This is a genomic window from Micrococcus terreus, assembly GCF_900116905.1.
Taxonomy (GTDB): domain Bacteria; phylum Actinomycetota; class Actinomycetes; order Actinomycetales; family Micrococcaceae; genus Citricoccus; species Citricoccus terreus.
Map to the genome: position 1 here is coordinate 133,136 of NZ_FPCG01000004.1, position 17,218 is coordinate 150,353.

General features: G+C 70.4%; 13 protein-coding genes. 3 read left to right on the forward strand and 10 right to left on the reverse strand.

Annotated features, from left to right (window positions below):
* Positions 1 to 26: 26 nt before the first annotated feature.
* The 4 genes from BM355_RS06535 to dut are packed head-to-tail and all read right to left on the reverse strand — an operon-like array spanning position 27 to position 2,419.
* Positions 27 to 806, reverse strand: a complete 780-nt coding sequence (locus tag BM355_RS06535; RefSeq protein ID WP_177227865.1) for a DUF3159 domain-containing protein — start codon at positions 804 to 806, stop codon at positions 27 to 29.
* Positions 799 to 1,113 (reverse strand): hypothetical protein, encoded by a 315-nt coding sequence (locus BM355_RS06540; protein ID WP_091696332.1) that lies wholly within the window; start codon positions 1,111 to 1,113, stop codon positions 799 to 801. The genes BM355_RS06535 and BM355_RS06540 overlap by 8 nt, the downstream gene beginning before the upstream one ends.
* A complete protein-coding gene (locus tag BM355_RS06545; protein ID WP_091696334.1) occupies positions 1,114 to 1,887 on the reverse strand; it encodes a DUF3710 domain-containing protein in 774 nt (257 codons plus the stop codon).
* 46 nt (positions 1,888 to 1,933) lie between these two features.
* Positions 1,934 to 2,419 carry a dUTP diphosphatase gene (gene dut, locus BM355_RS06550; protein ID WP_091696336.1) on the reverse strand — a complete coding sequence of 162 codons (486 nt, stop codon included), beginning with the start codon at positions 2,417 to 2,419 and terminating at the stop codon, positions 1,934 to 1,936.
* A 156-nt stretch (positions 2,420 to 2,575) separates the two neighbouring features.
* On the opposite strand from dut, the gene BM355_RS06555 reads away from it, so the two are divergent.
* Positions 2,576 to 3,151: a DUF3093 domain-containing protein gene (locus tag BM355_RS06555; protein ID WP_091696338.1), complete on the forward strand. Its 576-nt coding sequence runs from the start codon at positions 2,576 to 2,578 to the stop codon at positions 3,149 to 3,151.
* 68 nt (positions 3,152 to 3,219) lie between these two features.
* On the opposite strand, the gene BM355_RS06560 is transcribed toward BM355_RS06555, so the two are convergent.
* Positions 3,220 to 3,519 carry a DUF4193 domain-containing protein gene (locus tag BM355_RS06560; protein WP_091696340.1) on the reverse strand — a complete coding sequence of 100 codons (300 nt, stop codon included), beginning with the start codon at positions 3,517 to 3,519 and terminating at the stop codon, positions 3,220 to 3,222.
* A 431-nt stretch (positions 3,520 to 3,950) separates the two neighbouring features.
* Here BM355_RS06560 and sepH point away from each other — a divergent pair, with 431 nt between their 5' ends.
* Entirely contained in the window at positions 3,951 to 5,315 is a 1,365-nt protein-coding gene (gene sepH / locus BM355_RS06565) for a septation protein SepH (protein ID WP_091696342.1), read from the forward strand.
* A gap of 28 nt (positions 5,316 to 5,343) precedes the next feature.
* Here the strand turns inward: sepH and BM355_RS06570 are convergent, their stop codons facing one another.
* The 3 genes from BM355_RS06570 to BM355_RS06580 form a co-directional block, all read right to left on the reverse strand.
* Complete coding sequence (locus BM355_RS06570; protein ID WP_091696344.1) at positions 5,344 to 6,513, reverse strand: alkaline phosphatase family protein; 1,170 nt, start codon at positions 6,511 to 6,513, stop codon at positions 5,344 to 5,346.
* Positions 6,510 to 7,124 (reverse strand): DUF5998 family protein, encoded by a 615-nt coding sequence (locus BM355_RS06575; RefSeq protein WP_091696700.1) that lies wholly within the window; start codon positions 7,122 to 7,124, stop codon positions 6,510 to 6,512. Before BM355_RS06575 ends, BM355_RS06570 begins: the two co-directional genes overlap by 4 nt.
* Before the next feature lie 67 nt (positions 7,125 to 7,191).
* Positions 7,192 to 9,924 carry a bifunctional acetate--CoA ligase family protein/GNAT family N-acetyltransferase gene (locus BM355_RS06580; RefSeq protein ID WP_091696346.1) on the reverse strand — a complete coding sequence of 911 codons (2,733 nt, stop codon included), beginning with the start codon at positions 9,922 to 9,924 and terminating at the stop codon, positions 7,192 to 7,194.
* A 102-nt stretch (positions 9,925 to 10,026) separates the two neighbouring features.
* On the opposite strand from BM355_RS06580, the gene BM355_RS06585 reads away from it, so the two are divergent.
* A complete protein-coding gene (locus BM355_RS06585) occupies positions 10,027 to 12,603 on the forward strand; it encodes a DNA gyrase/topoisomerase IV subunit A (RefSeq protein WP_091696348.1) in 2,577 nt (858 codons plus the stop codon).
* Positions 12,604 to 12,613: 10 nt separating this feature from the next.
* On the opposite strand, the gene cydC is transcribed toward BM355_RS06585, so the two are convergent.
* Both cydC and cydB read right to left on the reverse strand, forming a co-directional pair.
* On the reverse strand, positions 12,614 to 16,189 hold the full coding sequence (cydC, locus tag BM355_RS06590; RefSeq protein ID WP_091696350.1) for a thiol reductant ABC exporter subunit CydC: 3,576 nt from the start codon (positions 16,187 to 16,189) through the stop codon (positions 12,614 to 12,616).
* Positions 16,190 to 16,196: 7 nt separating this feature from the next.
* Entirely contained in the window at positions 16,197 to 17,216 is a 1,020-nt protein-coding gene (cydB, locus tag BM355_RS06595; RefSeq protein WP_091696352.1) for a cytochrome d ubiquinol oxidase subunit II, read from the reverse strand.
* Positions 17,217 to 17,218: the final 2 nt, after the last annotated feature.

The following is a 17,218-nucleotide window of genomic DNA, read 5'->3' on the forward strand; positions in this document are numbered from 1 at the left end:
CTGGCCCGGTGCCGCGCCGCGGTGGATCACCGGTGGCGGTCGGGGTGCTCCATCCGCTGTTCGTCGGCAGGTGACTGCCCCGCCGGGGCGGAGACCAGCCACGCCATCCACAGAGCCAGACCGTAGAGCGGCAGGCCCATGGCCAGCCGGGTGGTGCCCAGGGCCACGAGATTGTCACTGAGGTACAACGGCACCTGGACGATCAGGCGCAGGGCCAGGGCGGCCACCACGAACCAGGTCGCCACACTGTAGCGACGCCGACGTGATGCCACCTGACGCCATTCCAGGCCCTCACCGCGGATGAGTCCGAAGAGCACCCCCATCAGCGGCCACCCAACGACGACCGAGATGCCCATGACCAGGATGTAGACGGCGTTGGTGATGAAGCCCCAGACATAGAAGTCCTTGGCCTCGCCGGTGTTCAGGGCCACCACCACGCACAGGGCGACGGCGGCCAGCCCCGCCAGGGCCTGGACCGGGCTCTGCCGCTGCACGAGCCGCAGCACGCTGAACACGGCCGCCACGGCCACGGCTCCGATCCCCGCGCCCCACAGCTGCCCGGTGAAGGTGAAGACGACGAGGAACACCGCAGAGGGCAGCACCGATTCGATCAGCCCACGCCAGCCGCCGATCGTGGCCAGCACATCCAGGGTGCCGTCCTCACGCGTGCTGGCCGAGGAGCCGATCGATCTCAGGGTCTGATCCCACTGGCCGGTGGACGAGCCGCCCTCGGATGCCGAGGAGGCCCCGGTGGCGTGCGAGCCCTCCGGCTCGTGGGCGGGGGGAGGAGGCTGTTGATCAGTCACGGAGCACCTTCGGCAACAGGTCGAAACGGGGGTTGTAGACGGTGGCCATGCCGTCCTGATCGGAGACGAAGCCGCGGATCCGCAGGCGACGGCCAGGAAGGATGCCCGGCACCACCCGTTGACCGATCCAGACCAGCCGGAGCCGCCGTCCGGTCGAGGAGATCTGTCCCGGGGCCGGCTCTGCGGTGGCCAGCTCGGCCGTGAACCGTGGTGCCACCCCGTGGCCGGGGCGGGTCACCGACTCCACGAATCCGACCTGCTCCACCACCCTGCCGCTGGCCCGGACAGTGGACGGCGCGGAGGGCACTCAGCCGACCTCGGTGATCTCAGGGCCACGCTCCGGCGGCCGCGTGGGGCCCGGGGTCTGTCCCTGATCCTTCAGGTTCGCGGGGCGGCCCGTGGTGGGATCCACCCGTCGCAGGCCGGCCGGCGGGTGCAGGGGCAGCAGGTCGCGCGGAGGCAGCGGAGTGTTCCCCCGGTCCACCACCACGTGGGAGAAGATCCGGTTCAGCGGCTCCGCCGCCTGCTCCTGGTAGGCGGCCTCGCCCCCGACGACGGCACGCAGGAACCAGCGCGGACCGTCCACACCGATGAACCGTGCCACGCGCCATCCAGGCTTGCCGTCCGGCAGCTGAGCGGGGATGCGGGCCAGCACCTCGGTGCCGAAGGGGCCCGGCCGCTCTCCGGCCTCTGCCCCCGCGTTCTTGCCCACCGAGGCCACGATCTCCCCACGGATCTCATCCCAGAGCCCGGCGCTGCGCGGAGCGGCGAAGGCCTGGATCTGCATGGTCGACGCACCCAGGGTCAGCGTCACGGCGATCAGGCGCTGGGTGGAGTCCTCCACGTCCAGACGCACCTGAAGACCCTCGACCATGGGGATCCGCAGGGATCCCACGTCCATGTAGCCCTGTGCTGGATTCCGCTCACCGATGTCGAAGGGGCCGCCGCCCTCGGAGGCGAGGGAGCCGGCGTCGGGGTCCTGCTGTGCTGGGACCGTGACCTCACGGTCCCGAGGGTCCTGGAGTTCCTCCGGAAGGACGACGGTCTCGACCTTCACGTTGCGATTGCGTCCAAAGAGCATGCTGTTGCCTACCTGTTCTGTGGTGCCTGGCCCGATCCAGGGTACGTCAGTGGGCTGGGGACTCTGAATCCGCCGCGGTCGCCGTGCCGAATCCGCCGGTGGACCCGAAGCCCTGCGCACCCCGTGCAGAGTCGGGCAGCTCCTGGACCAGCTCGAAGCGAGCGTGCGCCACCTGTTGGATGACCAGCTGGGCGATCCGGTCCCCGCGCTGCAGGCGGATCGGCTCGGTGCGGTCGGTGTTCAGCAGCGGGACCTTGATCTCGCCCCGGTAGCCGGCGTCGATGGTGCCGGGAGAGTTGACCAGGGTCAGCCCGTGGCGCACGGCCAGACCTGAGCGCGGGTGGACCAGGCCGACATAGCCCTCCGGCAGCGCGATCGCCACCCCGGTGGGCACCAGGGCGCGCTCCCCCGGCTCCAGGACCACGTCCTGGGTGGTCCGCAGATCCGCTCCGGCATCACCGGGCAGGGCATAGGACGGCGGCTCGATCCCCTCGTCCAGCAGGGTCACGGCCACGGTGGGGCGATCGATCACGGTGTCCTCTGTCCTCTCCGGGGTCAGCAGCGGGCGCGGGTGGACTGTCCTGAACCCGCAGGAGCCGGGCGGTCCGGTCCGCACTGTACCGGACACCGCCGAAGGAGCACCGATGCACAGACCCGGAGGCAGGCCGGATATGGAACAGTAGAGACCATGCACGAGAGCCCGTCCTCCCCCACCGCACAGCCGTCCCCTCACTCCCCGACCGCCCGTTCCGGCCCAGCCGCTGACACGGTGCTGTACGAGGAGCGGCTGACCCCTGCGTGGTGGATCTGGCTGGTGGCGCTGATGGTCTCCTCCCTGGCCATCCTGGTGTTCGTGCCGATCAGCCTGACCACCGGCATCACGGCGGCGGTGGTGATGTTCCTGGTGCTGGCGATCCTGCTGATCGTCTCCACGCCCCGGATCGAGGTCACCCAGCGGCTCCTGCGCGTGGGACGGGCCACCATCGAACGCGAGCATGTGGGACGGGTCACCGGATACCGGCGGGACGCCGCCACCGAACAGCGCGGACCATCCCTGCACGGCCTGGCCTACCTCTGCATCCGCGGGTGGGTGGACCCGGTGGTGCGCATCCAGATCACCGATGAGCGCGACCGCACCCCCTACTGGCTCACCAGCACCCGGCGTCCCGAGCAGCTGGTCTACGTCCTGGGCGGTGCGATGCACGTCCCGGCCCCGGAGACGACGACGGCCCCGCCAGACGCTGAGGACGGCGACCTGGCCTGACCCCTCACGGGCCAGTCGCCGGGTCGACGCCCGTCAGGGTCCGACGGGGCCGTGCAGTGCGGGCTGGTTCAGCCCATGCAGTCGGTGCAGTGCAGCATGCCGTCCTTCTCCTTGGCCACCTGAGAGCGGTGGCGCACCAGGAAGCAGGTGCCGCAGGTGAACTCGTCGGCCTGTGCGGGCAGCACGCGGACCATCAGTTCTTCATCGGAGAGATCGGCGCCAGGCAGCTCGAAGCCCTCCGCAGCCTCGGTCTCGTCCTCGTCCACCACAGCCGACTGGGTGTCGGTGCGGCGCGACTTCAGCTCCTCGATCGAGTCCTCGCTGACGTCGTCGTCTGTCTTGCGTGGGGCGTCGTAATCAGTGGCCATGAGGTGTCTTCACGCTCCGCTCGATCTGGCCGGATCAGCTCCGGCCCGTGGTCAGGATGTTCGGGGGGACACTCGGCGAGGACGGCGTCAAGTACCGCTCAGACGTGCAGGTCAGCGCCCCGGCGCCCCCTGCAGAACTCGCCACGGGAGTCCGTTCCTACCAGTGCCCGGACCCTGGGTCCAGGCGGTCACCCCGGTGCCCGCGTCGGTGAGATTGTTCCGTATCGGCAGAGAATCGCCAAATCGCCCTCAGCGAACAGCCGGCCGGGGGCCCGGGTGCCTCGTGGTGAGTCATGGTGCGTCGTGGGGCGAATCGTGGCAGAGTTCGGTAGGGACATTCCCCTTCTGCCTCCAGTGCGTCTGGCGATCCAGCACCGCGGGACCGGCCGAAGGACCCTTCAGACCCGCCGTCGACCCCGTGGAGGACGAACATGCAGCAGCTTCGGCTCGTAGGTGTCCAGGAGGACGGCGAGAACCTGCTGTTGAGCAACGACGCCGGCGAGGAGTTCTCCCTTCCTGTCAACGAGTCCCTGCGATCAGCGGCCATGCGTCCCATCGGACGGCCCTCCGCGCAGGCGGCCGACGCCGCCACCGGTGTGCTCGCCCCCAAGGACATCCAGGCCCGCATCCGGGCGGGAGCCAGCGCCGAGCAGGTGGCCAGCGAGTTCGGACTGGACCTGGATCGGGTGCGCAAGTATGAGGGCCCCGTGCTGGCCGAGCGTGACTGGACCGCTCAGCTGGCCCGTCGCGTGGAGGTCGCCAGCCCCCAGCCCGGACATGATCTGTACCGTTCCGCCTTCGGTGACGAGCCTGCCACGCTGGGAGAGATGGTCAGCCACCGGATCTCCGCCATGGGGATGGACTCCTCCACGCTGCGGTGGGACGCCTGGCGCGGACATGACGGCACGTGGACCGTGGTGGCCGACTTCTCCACCGAGGGCCTGGACGCGTCCGTGGACGACCAGCCGCCGGCCGTCTGGTCCTTCCGCCCTGCCAGCAGCCACCTGGACAACCGCAACCGCTGGGCGCAGGTCCTCTCCGAGCTGGACCCGCTGGACGGGCCCTTCGGCGGTCGCCGCCTGGCGGCCGTGGGCGATCGACCGTTCAACGTCGAGGAGGAGGACGTCCCCTCCCCCAGCCCGTTCCCGGCACCGGCCTCCCGTGGACCGCGGCCGGCGGTGGATGCCGATTCCCAGGACGAGCTGCTCGATGTCCTGCGAGCCCGCCGAGGTCAGCGTCTGGGTGCCGATGAAGAGGGTGACGACGAGCTGGCCTTGATGCTCACCCGCGACGAGCAGCCGGCGCCCGAGCCCTCAGAGCGACCGCGACTGCGCGTGGCCGGACAGGACGAGGACACTGATGGCCCGGCCCCGTCCTCTGCTGACGCTCTCTTCGAGGACGAGGGGCTCGAGGACCACTCGGCCTCCGAGGACCACGACGACGATTCCGGGCACCTTCCGCTTCCCCTGGACTTCCCGACCCGCCGGGTCGTCGGTCCCCAGGACGAGGAGGACGATGAGGAGTGGGTCCAGGAGCGCAGCGCGCGCAACGCTCGCGGCGGTGGCCGTCATGACCGCCACGGACGCAACGGACAGATCGCCGGGCAGACCGATGCTCTGGAGCCCTCCTCAACCGGTCAGGAGACTCCTGATCCCGAGCCCCACAGCGAGCCCGAGGCGGACTCCCCCGGGGAGCCCGAGGCCGAGACCGGCAAGGGCGGGCGCCGCCGCGGACGCCAGAAGCGCCCCACCGTGCCCAGCTGGGACGAGATCGTCTTCGGACGCAAGAACGACTGACGTCGGAGGCGACGACCCCCGTCCACGCTCAGCCTCGCGGTGCGTGGACGGTCAGCAGAGGGACCTCACGTTCGGCCCGTGTCGGAGCGCCGTGATGCCCGATCATCTCGAAGGCGCTCTCCGTGGCCCGCCGCCCGTCGAAGAGAGCCTGCTGCTCGAAGGGGGCGATCAGCAGGTTTCCGATGCGCGGCAGCACCCTGCCGGACACTCTGCCGAACCACCCAGCGGCCACAGCCTCCTCCCGGGTGAGGATCCACGAGGTCCCGCCGTGCTCCGCACGCCAACGGGCCACAGTGGCCTCGCGCACCCGGGCCGAGGCATCCGCAGCGAAGTGCAGCTGGACCAGTCGCGGTTCCCCGGCCGTGTGTTCCACACCGTCGATCAGCCCCGGGTCGGTGGAGTAGTCGATCCGCCCGGACTCAGGGACATCCACCATCCCGTGGTCCCCCGTCACCAGCACCAGGGTGTCTGCGGGCACCTGGTGGGAGAGTCGACGCAGGGCCGCGTCGATCTCCTCCAAGGCGTAGAGCCAGTCCGGTGAGCCGGTGCCGTGACGGTGTCCGGCCCGGTCGAGTTCGTTGAGGTAGAGGTAGACCAGCTTGGCCGGCCCCGTGGACAGCTCCTGCCGGGCCTGCTGGAACCGGGCATGCAGGGTTCCGCCCTCCACGAAGCGCGAGCCCCGCAGTGAGGCCTCCGTCAGAGCAGAGCCACGGAACTTGGGCAGGGACACCGTGACCGCCTCAGCCTCAGTGTCGCCCTCGGCGAGCTGTTCGAAGACCGTGGGGTGTGGCTGCCAGGCGAGGGGGGCGGTGGTCCGATCCCAGCCGCCGAGCTGGTTGATGACCACATTCCGCTCCGGGTCCAGGACGTTGTAGCCCACCAGCCCGTGCTGGCCCGGCTCCAAGCCGGTGCCCAGGCTGGAGAGTGAGGCGGCCGTCGTCGTGGGATAGGCGGCGCTCAGCACGAGACTGGCCTGCTGGCTCTGAGCCGACTTCAGGAACGGGGCGTGTCCTGCGAAGCGCTTCAGGTGTGCACTGCCCAGTCCGTCCACCATCACCACCGCCACCCGGCGGGACGCGGGCAGGCCTAACGCGTTGGTCCACCCGGGAAGGCCGAGGCTGGCGGCAGCCGACGGCAGGACCTGGCTCAGGCTGCGTCCACGGTAGTCCGGTCCGGCGGGTCGGTCCGGGGCGCTCACCGTCCGGACCACTCCACGGTGGATCGACGCAGGGCGCGGGCGAAGGACACGGCAGCGTCCACGGCCGCCTGTCCCTCAGCCTCGGCGGCCACGCGGAGCACGAGGTCCTCTCGTGAGCTGGTCCCCGTGTAGCCGTGGTCTGCCTCGCAGTGGGGATCCCCGCAGGCAGCCGGCCCCAGGTCGATGCGCTGGCCACCGGCCCACGTGACGGCCAGGGTCACCTCAGCCACCGGGTCACCGCGGCGGTACTGCTCGGGGCGCGGATGGACAGTGGTGGTCACCACCGAGTCGATCCTGCGCACGGGGATGACCTCGGTGGAGACCTGGGCCATCATGTGGTGGCCCCCTTCGTCCAGGGCGTGGTCGTCCAGGTGCAGGGCGGCCAGCACGTCGTCGGCCAGGGCGAGCACCGTGATGTGCCGGTGGATCTCGTCGTAGTCGAAATGGGTGTCCACATGCACCAAGTGGGTGGAGACGGTGCGTCCGTCCAGGACCTCGTCCAGGGTGTCGGCGACCAGCTCGGGGTAGAACCCCGCCCGTTCCAGGGCTTCACCCAAGGTGGTGCCGCCCGCCTGGGGCCCGGATCCAGGGTTCCTGCGCAGTGGAGTCATGCCCTCCATCGTATCCGTCGGTCCACGGCGGGTGGTGTGCCGTGGACCGACTCGGCACCGGCTCAGATCAGTCCCGCATGGCCCGCCGGGCCGAGTCGGTGCGCTGGGCGGCGTTGGCCACATCGATCTCGGCAGACAGCACGGTCACACCCTGCGCTGAGGCCAGCACCGGATTGAAGCGGATGCGAGCCACCTGGGGGTGATCGTCCTTCAGCGCGGCGGTGCGCGCCAGCAGGTCCTCCAAGGCCGCCGTGTCCACTTCCGGGAGCCCACCGTGGCCGAACAGCTTCGCCGCTGCCCGGGGGGCCCGCACCATGCGCTGGATGTCCTGGTCGTTCAACGGCGGCACCCGGTGCACCCAGTCGTCGAGCAGGTCCACGGCATCCCCGGCGATGCCGAACGAGACCACCGGCCCCAGCAGCGGATCCTCCAGCGCCGTGATGGTGCAGCCCTGGCCAGACGGGGCCATGGACTGGACCTCCAGGTCAGGATTGCCGTAGGGCTCGAGCACAGGACGCATCTGCTCGACATTGCGCCGCAGCGAGTCGGCGTCCACGATGTTCAGGCGCACACCACCCAGGTCCAGACGGTGCCGCACATACGAGTCCACGGCCTTGACGGCCACCGGCCAGCCCAGCCGGTCTGCCGCGGCAACGGCCTCGTCTGCGCTGGTGAAACGCGCCGAGGGCAGCACGGAGATTCCGTAGCAGGCCAGCAGCTCCTCGGTCTCCTGGGCAGAGAGCCGCACCAGTTCGGCGCCGTCGGCCCGGCCAGCCCAGCCCTGGATCAGGTCCTCCGCCCGGCGACGGTCGATGCCGGTGGGCTCGGCGGGGACTCCTGCCTCGGCACTGCGCCAGGTGACATAGTCCACCAGCTGGCTGAGCACTCGGGCCGCCTGCTCCGGGCTGGAGAACACCGGCAGTCCTCGCTGCAGCCCCCCGGGCTGCTCAGCGGGACCGGCGCCGACCACTGTGGCGGACTGGAACGTGGGATCCAGCACGCCCGTGAAGGAGGCGAGCACCGGGATCTGCGAGTCGCGCGCCGCCTGCTCCACACAGCGGGCCAGCTCGACGGCGTCCCCCGGGTTCTGCTGCATGCCCGCCTGGGTGACCACCAGCAGGGCGTCCACGGAGGACTCGTCGGACTGGGCGACGGCGCTGCGCACCGCTCGGTCCAACGCGGCCTCGGCGTCGGAGGTGGTGTGTTCGGCGTCCATGCCCTCCACCTCCACGGTCTGCACGACCGTGAGCCCGTGCCGTTCAGCGGCATCGGCCACCACGCGGTTCAGCGCCGGGGAGTTGCCGACCACTCCGACACGGCGCCCTCGGGGCAGGGGCTGGCAGGACACCGCCTGGATCAGGTCCATCAGGGCGTCGTGGTTGTCCACCTGGATCACCCCGGTCTGCTCGAGCATCGAGTCCACGGCACCTGCCGGTGCCTGCGTGGTGCGGGTCTCGTGCCCGGGGGGAAGCCGCCGACCCATCACATCGGAACGGGCCACCACCACCGGCTTGGTGCGCGAGAGCCGACGGGCGATGCGGGAGAACTTGCGGGGGTTGCCGAAGGACTCCAGGTAGACGCCGACGGCGGTGGTGGAGTCGTCGTCCTCGAAGTACTGCATGGCGTCATTGCCGGAGACGTCGGCACGGTTGCCGGCCGAGACCATCGAGGAGACGCCGATCCCCCGCCGATGGGCGGCGGCGAAGAGAGTGGCGCCCACGGCGGCGGACTGCGAGAACAGCCCCACCGAACCGCGCAGGGGCAGGAACGGCGCCACGGAGGCGTTGAGCGAGACCGCAGGGTCCGTGTTGACCAGCCCGGCCGAGGCCGGTCCGATCACTCTCATGCCGTTGGCCCGCGCCTCACGCACCAGCTCACGCTGGCGGGCCAGCCCCTCTGGTCCGGCATCAGCGAATCCGGTGGTGACCACCAGCATCCCCTTGACGCCCTTGCGCGCGCAGTCCTGGATGACCTGCGGGATCTCATCCACCGGCACGGCCACCACGGCCAGCTCCACCTCACCCGGGACTTCGTCCAACGAGGCCCGGGAGATCATGCCGGCCAGTTCCAGGGCATCTCGGTTGATCCCGTAGACGGGCCCGGTGAAACCGCCCTCGATCAGATTCTCCAAGAGGGCATAGCCCACCGAGCCCCATTCGCGGCTGGCTCCGATCACCGCCACCGACTCCGGTGCCAGCAGCTCGGAGACCGACTTGGCCTCAGCGCGGTGCTCACGGGACTCCATCACAGCGCGGACCTTGGCCGTGGAATCGATGGAGAACTCGACAGCGACCACTCCGTCATCGAATCGCCGCGAGATCTCGAAGCCGGACTCCTGGAACACCGAGAGCATCTTGCGGTTCTCCGGCAGCACCTCGGCGGAGAACCGGCGGATCCCGTTCTCGCGGGCGGCCACCGCCAGGTGCTCCATCAGGATCGAGCCCAGCCCCCTGCCCTGCTGGGAGTCGGCGATGTTGAAGGCCACCTCGGCCTCGAGCGGATCATCGAGCCGGTCATAGCGGCCCACGCCGATGATCTCGCCGCCGCGCAGGACGATCAGCGCCACCCGGTCGCGATGGTCGACCTGGGTGAACCGCTGCAGCTCCTTGGAGCTCAACGAGGACTTGTAGGTGAAGAAGCGCAGGTAGATCGAGGTCTGCGACTGCTGCCGGTGCATCCGGGCGAGCTCCTCGGCGTCGTCCGGGCGGATGGGACGCAGATGCGCCGTGCTGCCGTCGCGCAGCACGACATCGGCTTCCCAGTGGGCCGGATATTCAGAGGTTCGCGTGGATTCGCCCATATGATCAGCCTAGACATCTCCGCAGGCCCGTGCACGGACTGCGCGCATCCATCCTGGTCAGCACGATCAGCACGATCAGCACGAAGGACACGTCCCTCCCCCATGGCCCGCACCTCCAAGACCTCCCGCTCTCGTTCCGACGGCCCGGCTCCGCAGACGATCCCGCTGGAGCAGGAGAACATCGTGGACATCGATGTCTCCGCGGAGATGGAGGCCTCGTTCCTGGAGTACGCCTACTCGGTGATCTACTCACGGGCACTGCCGGATGCCCGGGACGGACTGAAGCCGGTCCAACGGCGCATCCTGTTCATGATGGGCCAGATGGGGCTGCGCCCGGACCGAGGCCACGTCAAGTCCGCTCGTGTGGTGGGCGAGGTGATGGGCAAGCTCCATCCTCACGGCGACTCCGCCATCTACGATGCCATGGTCCGCCTGGCCCAGTCCTTCTCCCTGCGGCTGCCACTGGTGGACGGCCACGGCAACTTCGGCTCCCTCGACGACGGCCCCGCGGCGCCGCGCTACACCGAGGCCAGGATGGCCCCGGCCGCCTTGGCGATGACCGGCAGCCTGGACGAGGACGTCGTCGACTTCGTGCCGAACTACGACAACCAGTTCATGCAGCCCTCGGTGCTGCCCGCGGCCTTCCCGAACCTGTTGGTCAACGGGGCCTCGGGGATCGCCGTGGGCATGGCCACCAACATGGCCCCGCACAACCTGCGCGAGGTGATCGCCGCCGCTCGGCATCTGCTGACCGAGCCGGAGGCCTCCCTGGAGGAGCTGATGCGCTTCGTCCCCGGACCGGATCTGCCCACGGGCGGTCGGATCGTGGGCCTGGACGGCATCCGTGACGCCTATGCCACCGGACGGGGCAGCTTCAAGATGCGGGCCACCAGCACGGTGGAGCAGGTCACGGCGCGCAAGACCGGGATCGTGGTGACCGAGCTGCCCTACGGCGTGGGGCCGGAGAAGGTGATCGAGAAGATCAAGGATGCGGTCAACGCCAAGAAGCTCACTGGGATCGCCGATGTGCTGGATTTGACCGACCGCAAGCATGGGCTGAAGCTGCAGATCGAGCTCAAGTCAGGGTTCAACCCGCAGGCGGTCCTGACCCAGCTGTACCGGTTCACTCCGTTGGAGGAGTCCTTCGGCATCAACAATGTGGCTCTGGTGGACGGCCAGCCGCGCACGCTGGGGCTCCGTGACCTGCTGACGGTCTACGTGGACCACCGGCTGGATGTGGTCCGGCGCCGCACGGTCTACCGCCTGGGACGGAAGAAGGACCGGCTGCATCTGGTCGAGGGGCTGCTGCTGGCCCTGGTGGACATCGACGAGGTCATCGAGATCATCCGCTCCTCGGACGATGCCGCGGCCGCTCGGGAACGGCTCATGGCCGTCTTCGACCTCACGGAGATCCAGGCCAATCACATCCTGGAGCTGCGACTGCGCCAGCTCACCAAGTTCTCCCGGATCGAGCTGGAGGCCGAACAGGACGAGCTGAGGAAGGCGATCGCCGAGCTCGAGGCGATCCTGGCCTCGGACGCGCTGCTGCGTCAGGTGGTCTCCGACGAGCTGGCCACCGTGGCCGACGAGCACGGAACGGACCGGCGCACCGTGCTGCTGGAGTCCGAGAACCTGGCCCCGGCCGTGGCAGCGGCCCCCGCCGCCCGGACCGCCGGATCACGCGGGACAGCCGCCGATCTGCTGGTGGCCGACACCCCGTGCTTCGTGCTGCTCTCCACCTCCGGCCAGCTGGCCCGCACCGCCGACGCCACCCCGATCCAGCCCGGCGGACGCCGGCAACGCCATGACGCCTACCGCTCGATCGTGCCCACCACCGCGCGCGGCGAGATCGGTGCACTGACCTCCTCGGGACGGATCCACCGCATCCAGGTGGTGGACGTCCCCGCCCTGCCCGATCCCTCCGCCACGCCGAACCTGACCGCCGGGGTCAAGGTGAAGGACTTCCTCACCCTGCACCGCGGTGAGACCCTCGTGGGGCTGGTCCCCCTGAACGCCGTCCTGGCGCTGGGCACCCGGCGAGGCGTGGTCAAGCGGGTCAGCCCTGACTGGCCGCTGAACCGTGACGATCTCGAGTCGATCACGCTCAAGGACGGGGACGCCGTGGTGGGTGCCGGACCCGCCGCAGAGGAGGATCAACTGGTCTTCATCACCCGCCGTGGGCAGCTGCTGCGCTATGCGGCCTCGCTGGTGCGTCCTCAGGGCCGTGCCGCTGGAGGCATGGCCGGGTTGAAGGTCGCCGCTGATGATGAGGTCATCTCCTTCGCCGCTGTCCCCGCCACCGCGGTCGGTGCCGAGGCCCCGGACAGCCAGCGGGCCGTCGTCGTGACCGTGACCGAGGGTGAGCAGACGCTGCCCGGCACCGTGCCCGGATCGGTGAAGGTCACTCCCCTGGATGAGTATCCGGCGAAGGGACGGGCCACCGGGGGCGTGCGTGCGCATCGCCTCCTCAAGGGCGAGACACAGCTGTCCCTGGCCTGGTCCGGTCCCCTGCCCGCACTCGGAGCCTCCTCCGGCGGAGTCGCCCGTGCCCTGCCGATCGAGTTCGGCGCCCGAGACGGATCGGGAGTCGGCATGGACCAGCTCATCGAGGCCGTGGGTCTGGGCTCCTTCCCCGCTCCGGAGATCTCTGACACCGACGGGTCAGACGCGCAGGACTGAGGCGGACAGGTCAAGCAGACGGTGCCGCACCCAGGTCCAGGTGGTGTGTGCCGAGTCTGATGAATCGGCGGTCGTGGGTGACCAGGACGGTCGTGACACCCTGCAGCGCCGCGGCCAGGTCCTGCATGAGCGCCTCCGCCTCGTCCTCACCCAGATGCGCGGTGGGCTCGTCCAGGAGCACGACGTCGGCCCGGGCCAGGAGCGCTCTGGCCACCGCCACCCGCTGCCGCTGGCCCCCGGAGAGACGATGCCCCGCCGGACCCACGCGGGTGTCCAGTCCGTGGGGTGCGGCATCCAGCCAGGGCCCCAGCCCCACGGTGCGCAGCACCTGCACCATCTCCTCCTCCCCCGGGCGGTCCTGGGGGTCACGCGAGAGGGCCAGGTTTGAGCGGAGTGTGGAGTCGAAGAGCGCCGCGTCCTGAGGGCACCAGGCCACCTGCTGCAGGGGATGCCCAGTGCCCGGAGCGGATCGGTGGGCGGCTTCCGTGGCCTGGCCGGTCCGCAGGGTGTACGTCCCCGTGCGGGGCCGCAGGAAACCCAGCAGGACGGCCAGCAGGGTGGACTTGCCCGATCCCGACGGCCCAGTGACCACGGCCAGTTCCCCGCGCTGGGCCTGCAGGGTCGCCCCGGTGAACACATCGGCGCCGGTGCCGGGGTAGCGGGCTGAGGCCTGGTCCAGCTCCGCCCCGCTGACGCGGGTCCCCTCGCCGTCCACCTGAACCCAGCTGCTCGCCTGCTCCTCCGGCCCGGTCGAGGTCAGGAACGGCCCGGTCTTGGCCAGCTGGCGCCGCAGCACCGCCCCCTGCTGCACGGCGGTCACGCACAGCCCCAGCGGCTCGGCCAACGCGAGCATCAGGAACACCACGAGCGCGGTGATCGGGGCGGTGACCCCGTGCTGAATGCAGACGATCATCGACTGCACGGCGGCCCACCCGGAGACGGCGACCACCAGCGCCTGCCCCAGGCCGGCGGCGGCAGCTGACCGGCGCAGCGGCCTGGATGCCTGCGCGTCCGCAGTGGCGAACCGCTCAGCGGCCAGTCCGGCGGCGCCGTTGGCGGCCAGATCGGTGGCGGCCGCGAACAGGGCCGATGTACGGCGCAGCACACCCGTGCGGTGGTCCACCAGCTCCCCGGACGTGCGCCGGTCAGCCAGCCAGACGGTCACCGGGATGACGGTGAACCCCACCAGTCCGGCCACCGCAGCCGGCCACCAGGCGGTGGGCGCCATCACGGCCACCACGCCCACGGTCACGGCCCAGCTGACCAGCGCGGCAGGCAGCGGGACGATCACCCGGGGCACCGCATCGCGCAGCTCGTCCACATCGGCGATGAGCAGGGACAGAGCACCCCCGGACCGAGTGAGCCGTCCCCACAGCGCGGCCCGAGAGCCCAGGGCATCCCAGAGACGCAGCCGCACCCGGTTGGCCCAGCCGAGCACGGCGTCGTGCGTGGCCAGCCGGTCCAGGTAGCGGAACAGCGCCCGACCGATGCCGAAGAAGCGGACCATCACGATCACCGAGAGCAGGAAGAGCACCGGGGGCTGGTAGGACGCCTGCACGATCAGCCATCCGGAGAGGGCGGCGAGCAGGGCCGCCGACAGGGTGGCGGCGACCGACCACGCCACACCGGACAGGAAACGGCGATCGGTCAACGGCAGCAGGGCCAGCAGCTTCTTCCACGTCAGCCGGGCCGGGGACGGCTCAGTCTCCCGACTCGGCCGCTCTGGAGCCTCCACCGGAGTAGGTCCGTCCGATGGCGGCTCCAGGCCTGCCCGCCCGGCAGCGGTGCGCCCGGTGGCGTCCACCACCACAGCCGCCCGCCCGTGCAGCAGACGGTCATGCGAAGCCGCCACCACGATCGACTCCAGGCTCTGGCCGTCCGGCAGCCGACCGGCCGCCAGCTCCACCAGCGTGGCGCGCACCCGTGCGGCGCTGCCCGGGTCCAGATGGGCCGTGGGCTCGTCCAGCGCCACCAGCCAGCCGGGCGCCGGCCCGGCCGGACGTCGTCGGGACTCGTCTCTGGCAGAGGCCATCAGCCGGGTCAGCACCCGAGCCAGCCCGAGCCTGCGGCGTTCGCCCGGGCTCAGATCGTCTGGACGGCGTGTCAGCAGGTCCGGCAGGGCACTGGCGGTGAGCGCGTGCCGGAGGATCTCCTCCAGCTCGGCGGTCTGCGCCCCGGCCGCGCGAGCATACAGCTCCAGCTCGGCCCGCACCGTGGATTCGCTGAAGGCCGGGTGCTGCCCCAGCCAGGCCACAGGGCGGCCACGCAGTCCATACACGCTCCCGCTGAAGGCGGCGACATCATCCCGCAGCACGCCGGCCAGGGCTCCCACCAGCGTGGACTTGCCGGTGCCCGAGGCTCCCGCGAGCACGGTCAGTCCGGGCTCCAGCCTCAGGTCCAGTCCCCCTTGTCCGGCCTCAGTGGCGGCCCCGACGACGGCCGGCAGGGGTGCTCCGTCCGCGTCCCGGTAGGCGATGGTCACCTGGTGCAGGCGGACCGGTCCGGTGGGGACGGAGTCCTCCTCCTCGGCGGGCTCCAGGGCGGCGAACGGGCCCGGGACGGGACGATCGGCCTCCGCCCGTGCCCGGCGCATGGCCTCCAGTCCGTCCTCGGAGGCGTGGTGGGCGGCGCCGATGTCCCGGAACGGCAGATACACCTCCGGGGCCAGAGCCAGCACCAGCAGGCCGGTGTAGAGGTCCAGCTCGCCGTAGACCAGGCGGACCCCGATGAACACCGCCACCACCGCCACAGAGAGGGTGCTGATCAGCTCCAGGGCGAAGCCGGACATGAATGCGGTCCGCAGGGTGGTCATCGTGGTGGTGCGGTAGCGCTCGGAGACCTCGGCCAGCGCCTGACGCTGGGTCCCGGCACGGCGCAGACCCACCAGGACCGGCAGCCCCCGAGCCAGCTCCAGCAGGTGGTCGGAGAGCCGGTCGAGGCCGTCGGCGGCCTGTTCCACCCGGTCCTCGGTGTATCGGCCGATCAGCACCATGAACAGAGGGATCAGCGGGATCGTCAGCACCAGGATCAGTGCCGAGACCCAGTCGTGCGCCAGGATCCACACGCCCAAGGCCAGCGGCACCACCGCGGCCGTGGTCAGCGCGGGCAGGTACTGGGTGAACCAGTCATCCATGCCGTCCAGCCCGGTGCTGGCCAGCACGGCGTCGGCACCGGCCCGATCAGCCCCGGTCCCCGACGAGTCCAGTCGGCGCCTGACCAGGGCCAGACGCAGTTCCTCCTTGGCGCCCAACGCCGCCCGCCGGGCCATCACCTGCTGGCCCCAGACTGCCAGGGCGCGAGCGATGACTCCGAACGCCCCGAGGACCACGGTGAGGCTCGCCTCCGCACTGCCGGCCCAGGCGGTCAGGCCGTACCGTGCAGGGTCGAAGGCGGACGGATCCGGGCGGAACAGCAGCCCCACCAGGTTCTGGCTCTGCGGTGCCGGCAGCACGGAGGCCAGGTGCGCCACGCCGCGTGCCAGACTCGTGGCCAGCAGCACCCAGCCCACGGCCTTGACGCCGGCCAGCAGGGTCAGCATGGCCACCGCCGACCGACCACGCCGGGAGGCGGGCAGCTCGGGTCTCATGAGGCGCTCAGACCGGGGTCACCACGTGTGACTCAGGAATGTGGGTCTCCTGCAGCCGCCTGCGGAACACCCAGTACGTCCATCCCTGATATGCCAGCACGATCGGCACGAAGATGACCGCCACCCAGGTCATCACCCCCAGCGTGTAGTCGGAGGAGGACGCGCTCTGCACGGTGAGGTTGAACGCCGGATCCAGGGTCGAGGGCAGCACGTTCGGGTACATCGCGGTGAAGATCGCCGTCACCCCGGCCGCCAGGAAGACGGCCAGGAAGATGAACGAGTATCCCTCGCGGCGGCGAGTGGCCATCACCCAGGCCACCACCATCCCGACGACGGCCACCGCCAGTGCGATCCACGGCGCCGCCTTCGGGTTCTGGACCAGGACCAGGACGGCCCACAGGGCCAGCGGGACCAGGTACAGACCCAGCCAGCGCGAGAGGTGACGGTGTGAGGCCTCGCGCGGGGCGCCGTCGGTCTTCAGTCCCAGGAAGGCCCACCCCATTGCCAGGGCGAAGCCCACCACGGCCAGTCCGCCCAGCACCGCGTAGCCGTTGAGCCAGACGAACGGTCCGCCCACGCGGTCCCCGTTGGCGTTCAGCGGCAGCCCGGTGGAGGTCAGGGCGAGCATGGCACCCACGCAGAACGCGGCCACAGCGGACCCGCCGGCCAGGCACCAGTCCCAGGTGGCACGTCCTCGCTGGGTGAGTGCCTTGCCTCGGTACTCGATCGAGACTGCACGCAGGATCAGCGCCAGCAGGGCGATGGTCAACGGGACGTAGAGCGCGGAGAACAGCGAGGCGTACCAGAGCGGGAAGGCGGCGAAGGTGGCGCCACCAGCGGTGAGCAGCCACACCTCGTTGCCGTCCCACACGGGGCCGATCGTGTTGAGCAGCACCCGGCGCTGGGATTCGTTGCGTGCCCAGACCTTCATGAGCATGCCGACGCCCAGGTCGAATCCCTCCAGCAGGAGGTATCCGGTCCAGAGCACGGCGATCAGGATGAACCACAGGGTGGGGAGGACGTCCATGT

What these genes read in the sequence shown, in the direction of transcription:
- BM355_RS06545 (WP_091696334.1), bottom strand. Translation starts at nt 1,887, where the DNA reads ATGCTCTTTGGACGCAATCGCAACGTGAAGGTCGAGACCGTCGTCCTT.
- BM355_RS06555 (WP_091696338.1), top strand. Translation starts at nt 2,576, where the DNA reads ATGCACGAGAGCCCGTCCTCCCCCACCGCACAGCCGTCCCCTCACTCC.
- BM355_RS06560 (WP_091696340.1), bottom strand. Translation starts at nt 3,519, where the DNA reads ATGGCCACTGATTACGACGCCCCACGCAAGACAGACGACGACGTCAGC.
- sepH (WP_091696342.1), top strand. Translation starts at nt 3,951, where the DNA reads ATGCAGCAGCTTCGGCTCGTAGGTGTCCAGGAGGACGGCGAGAACCTG.
- BM355_RS06575 (WP_091696700.1), bottom strand. Translation starts at nt 7,124, where the DNA reads ATGACTCCACTGCGCAGGAACCCTGGATCCGGGCCCCAGGCGGGCGGC.
- BM355_RS06580 (WP_091696346.1), bottom strand. Translation starts at nt 9,924, where the DNA reads ATGGGCGAATCCACGCGAACCTCTGAATATCCGGCCCACTGGGAAGCC.
- BM355_RS06585 (WP_091696348.1), top strand. Translation starts at nt 10,027, where the DNA reads ATGGCCCGCACCTCCAAGACCTCCCGCTCTCGTTCCGACGGCCCGGCT.
- cydC (WP_091696350.1), bottom strand. Translation starts at nt 16,189, where the DNA reads ATGAGACCCGAGCTGCCCGCCTCCCGGCGTGGTCGGTCGGCGGTGGCC.
- cydB (WP_091696352.1), bottom strand. Translation starts at nt 17,216, where the DNA reads ATGGACGTCCTCCCCACCCTGTGGTTCATCCTGATCGCCGTGCTCTGG.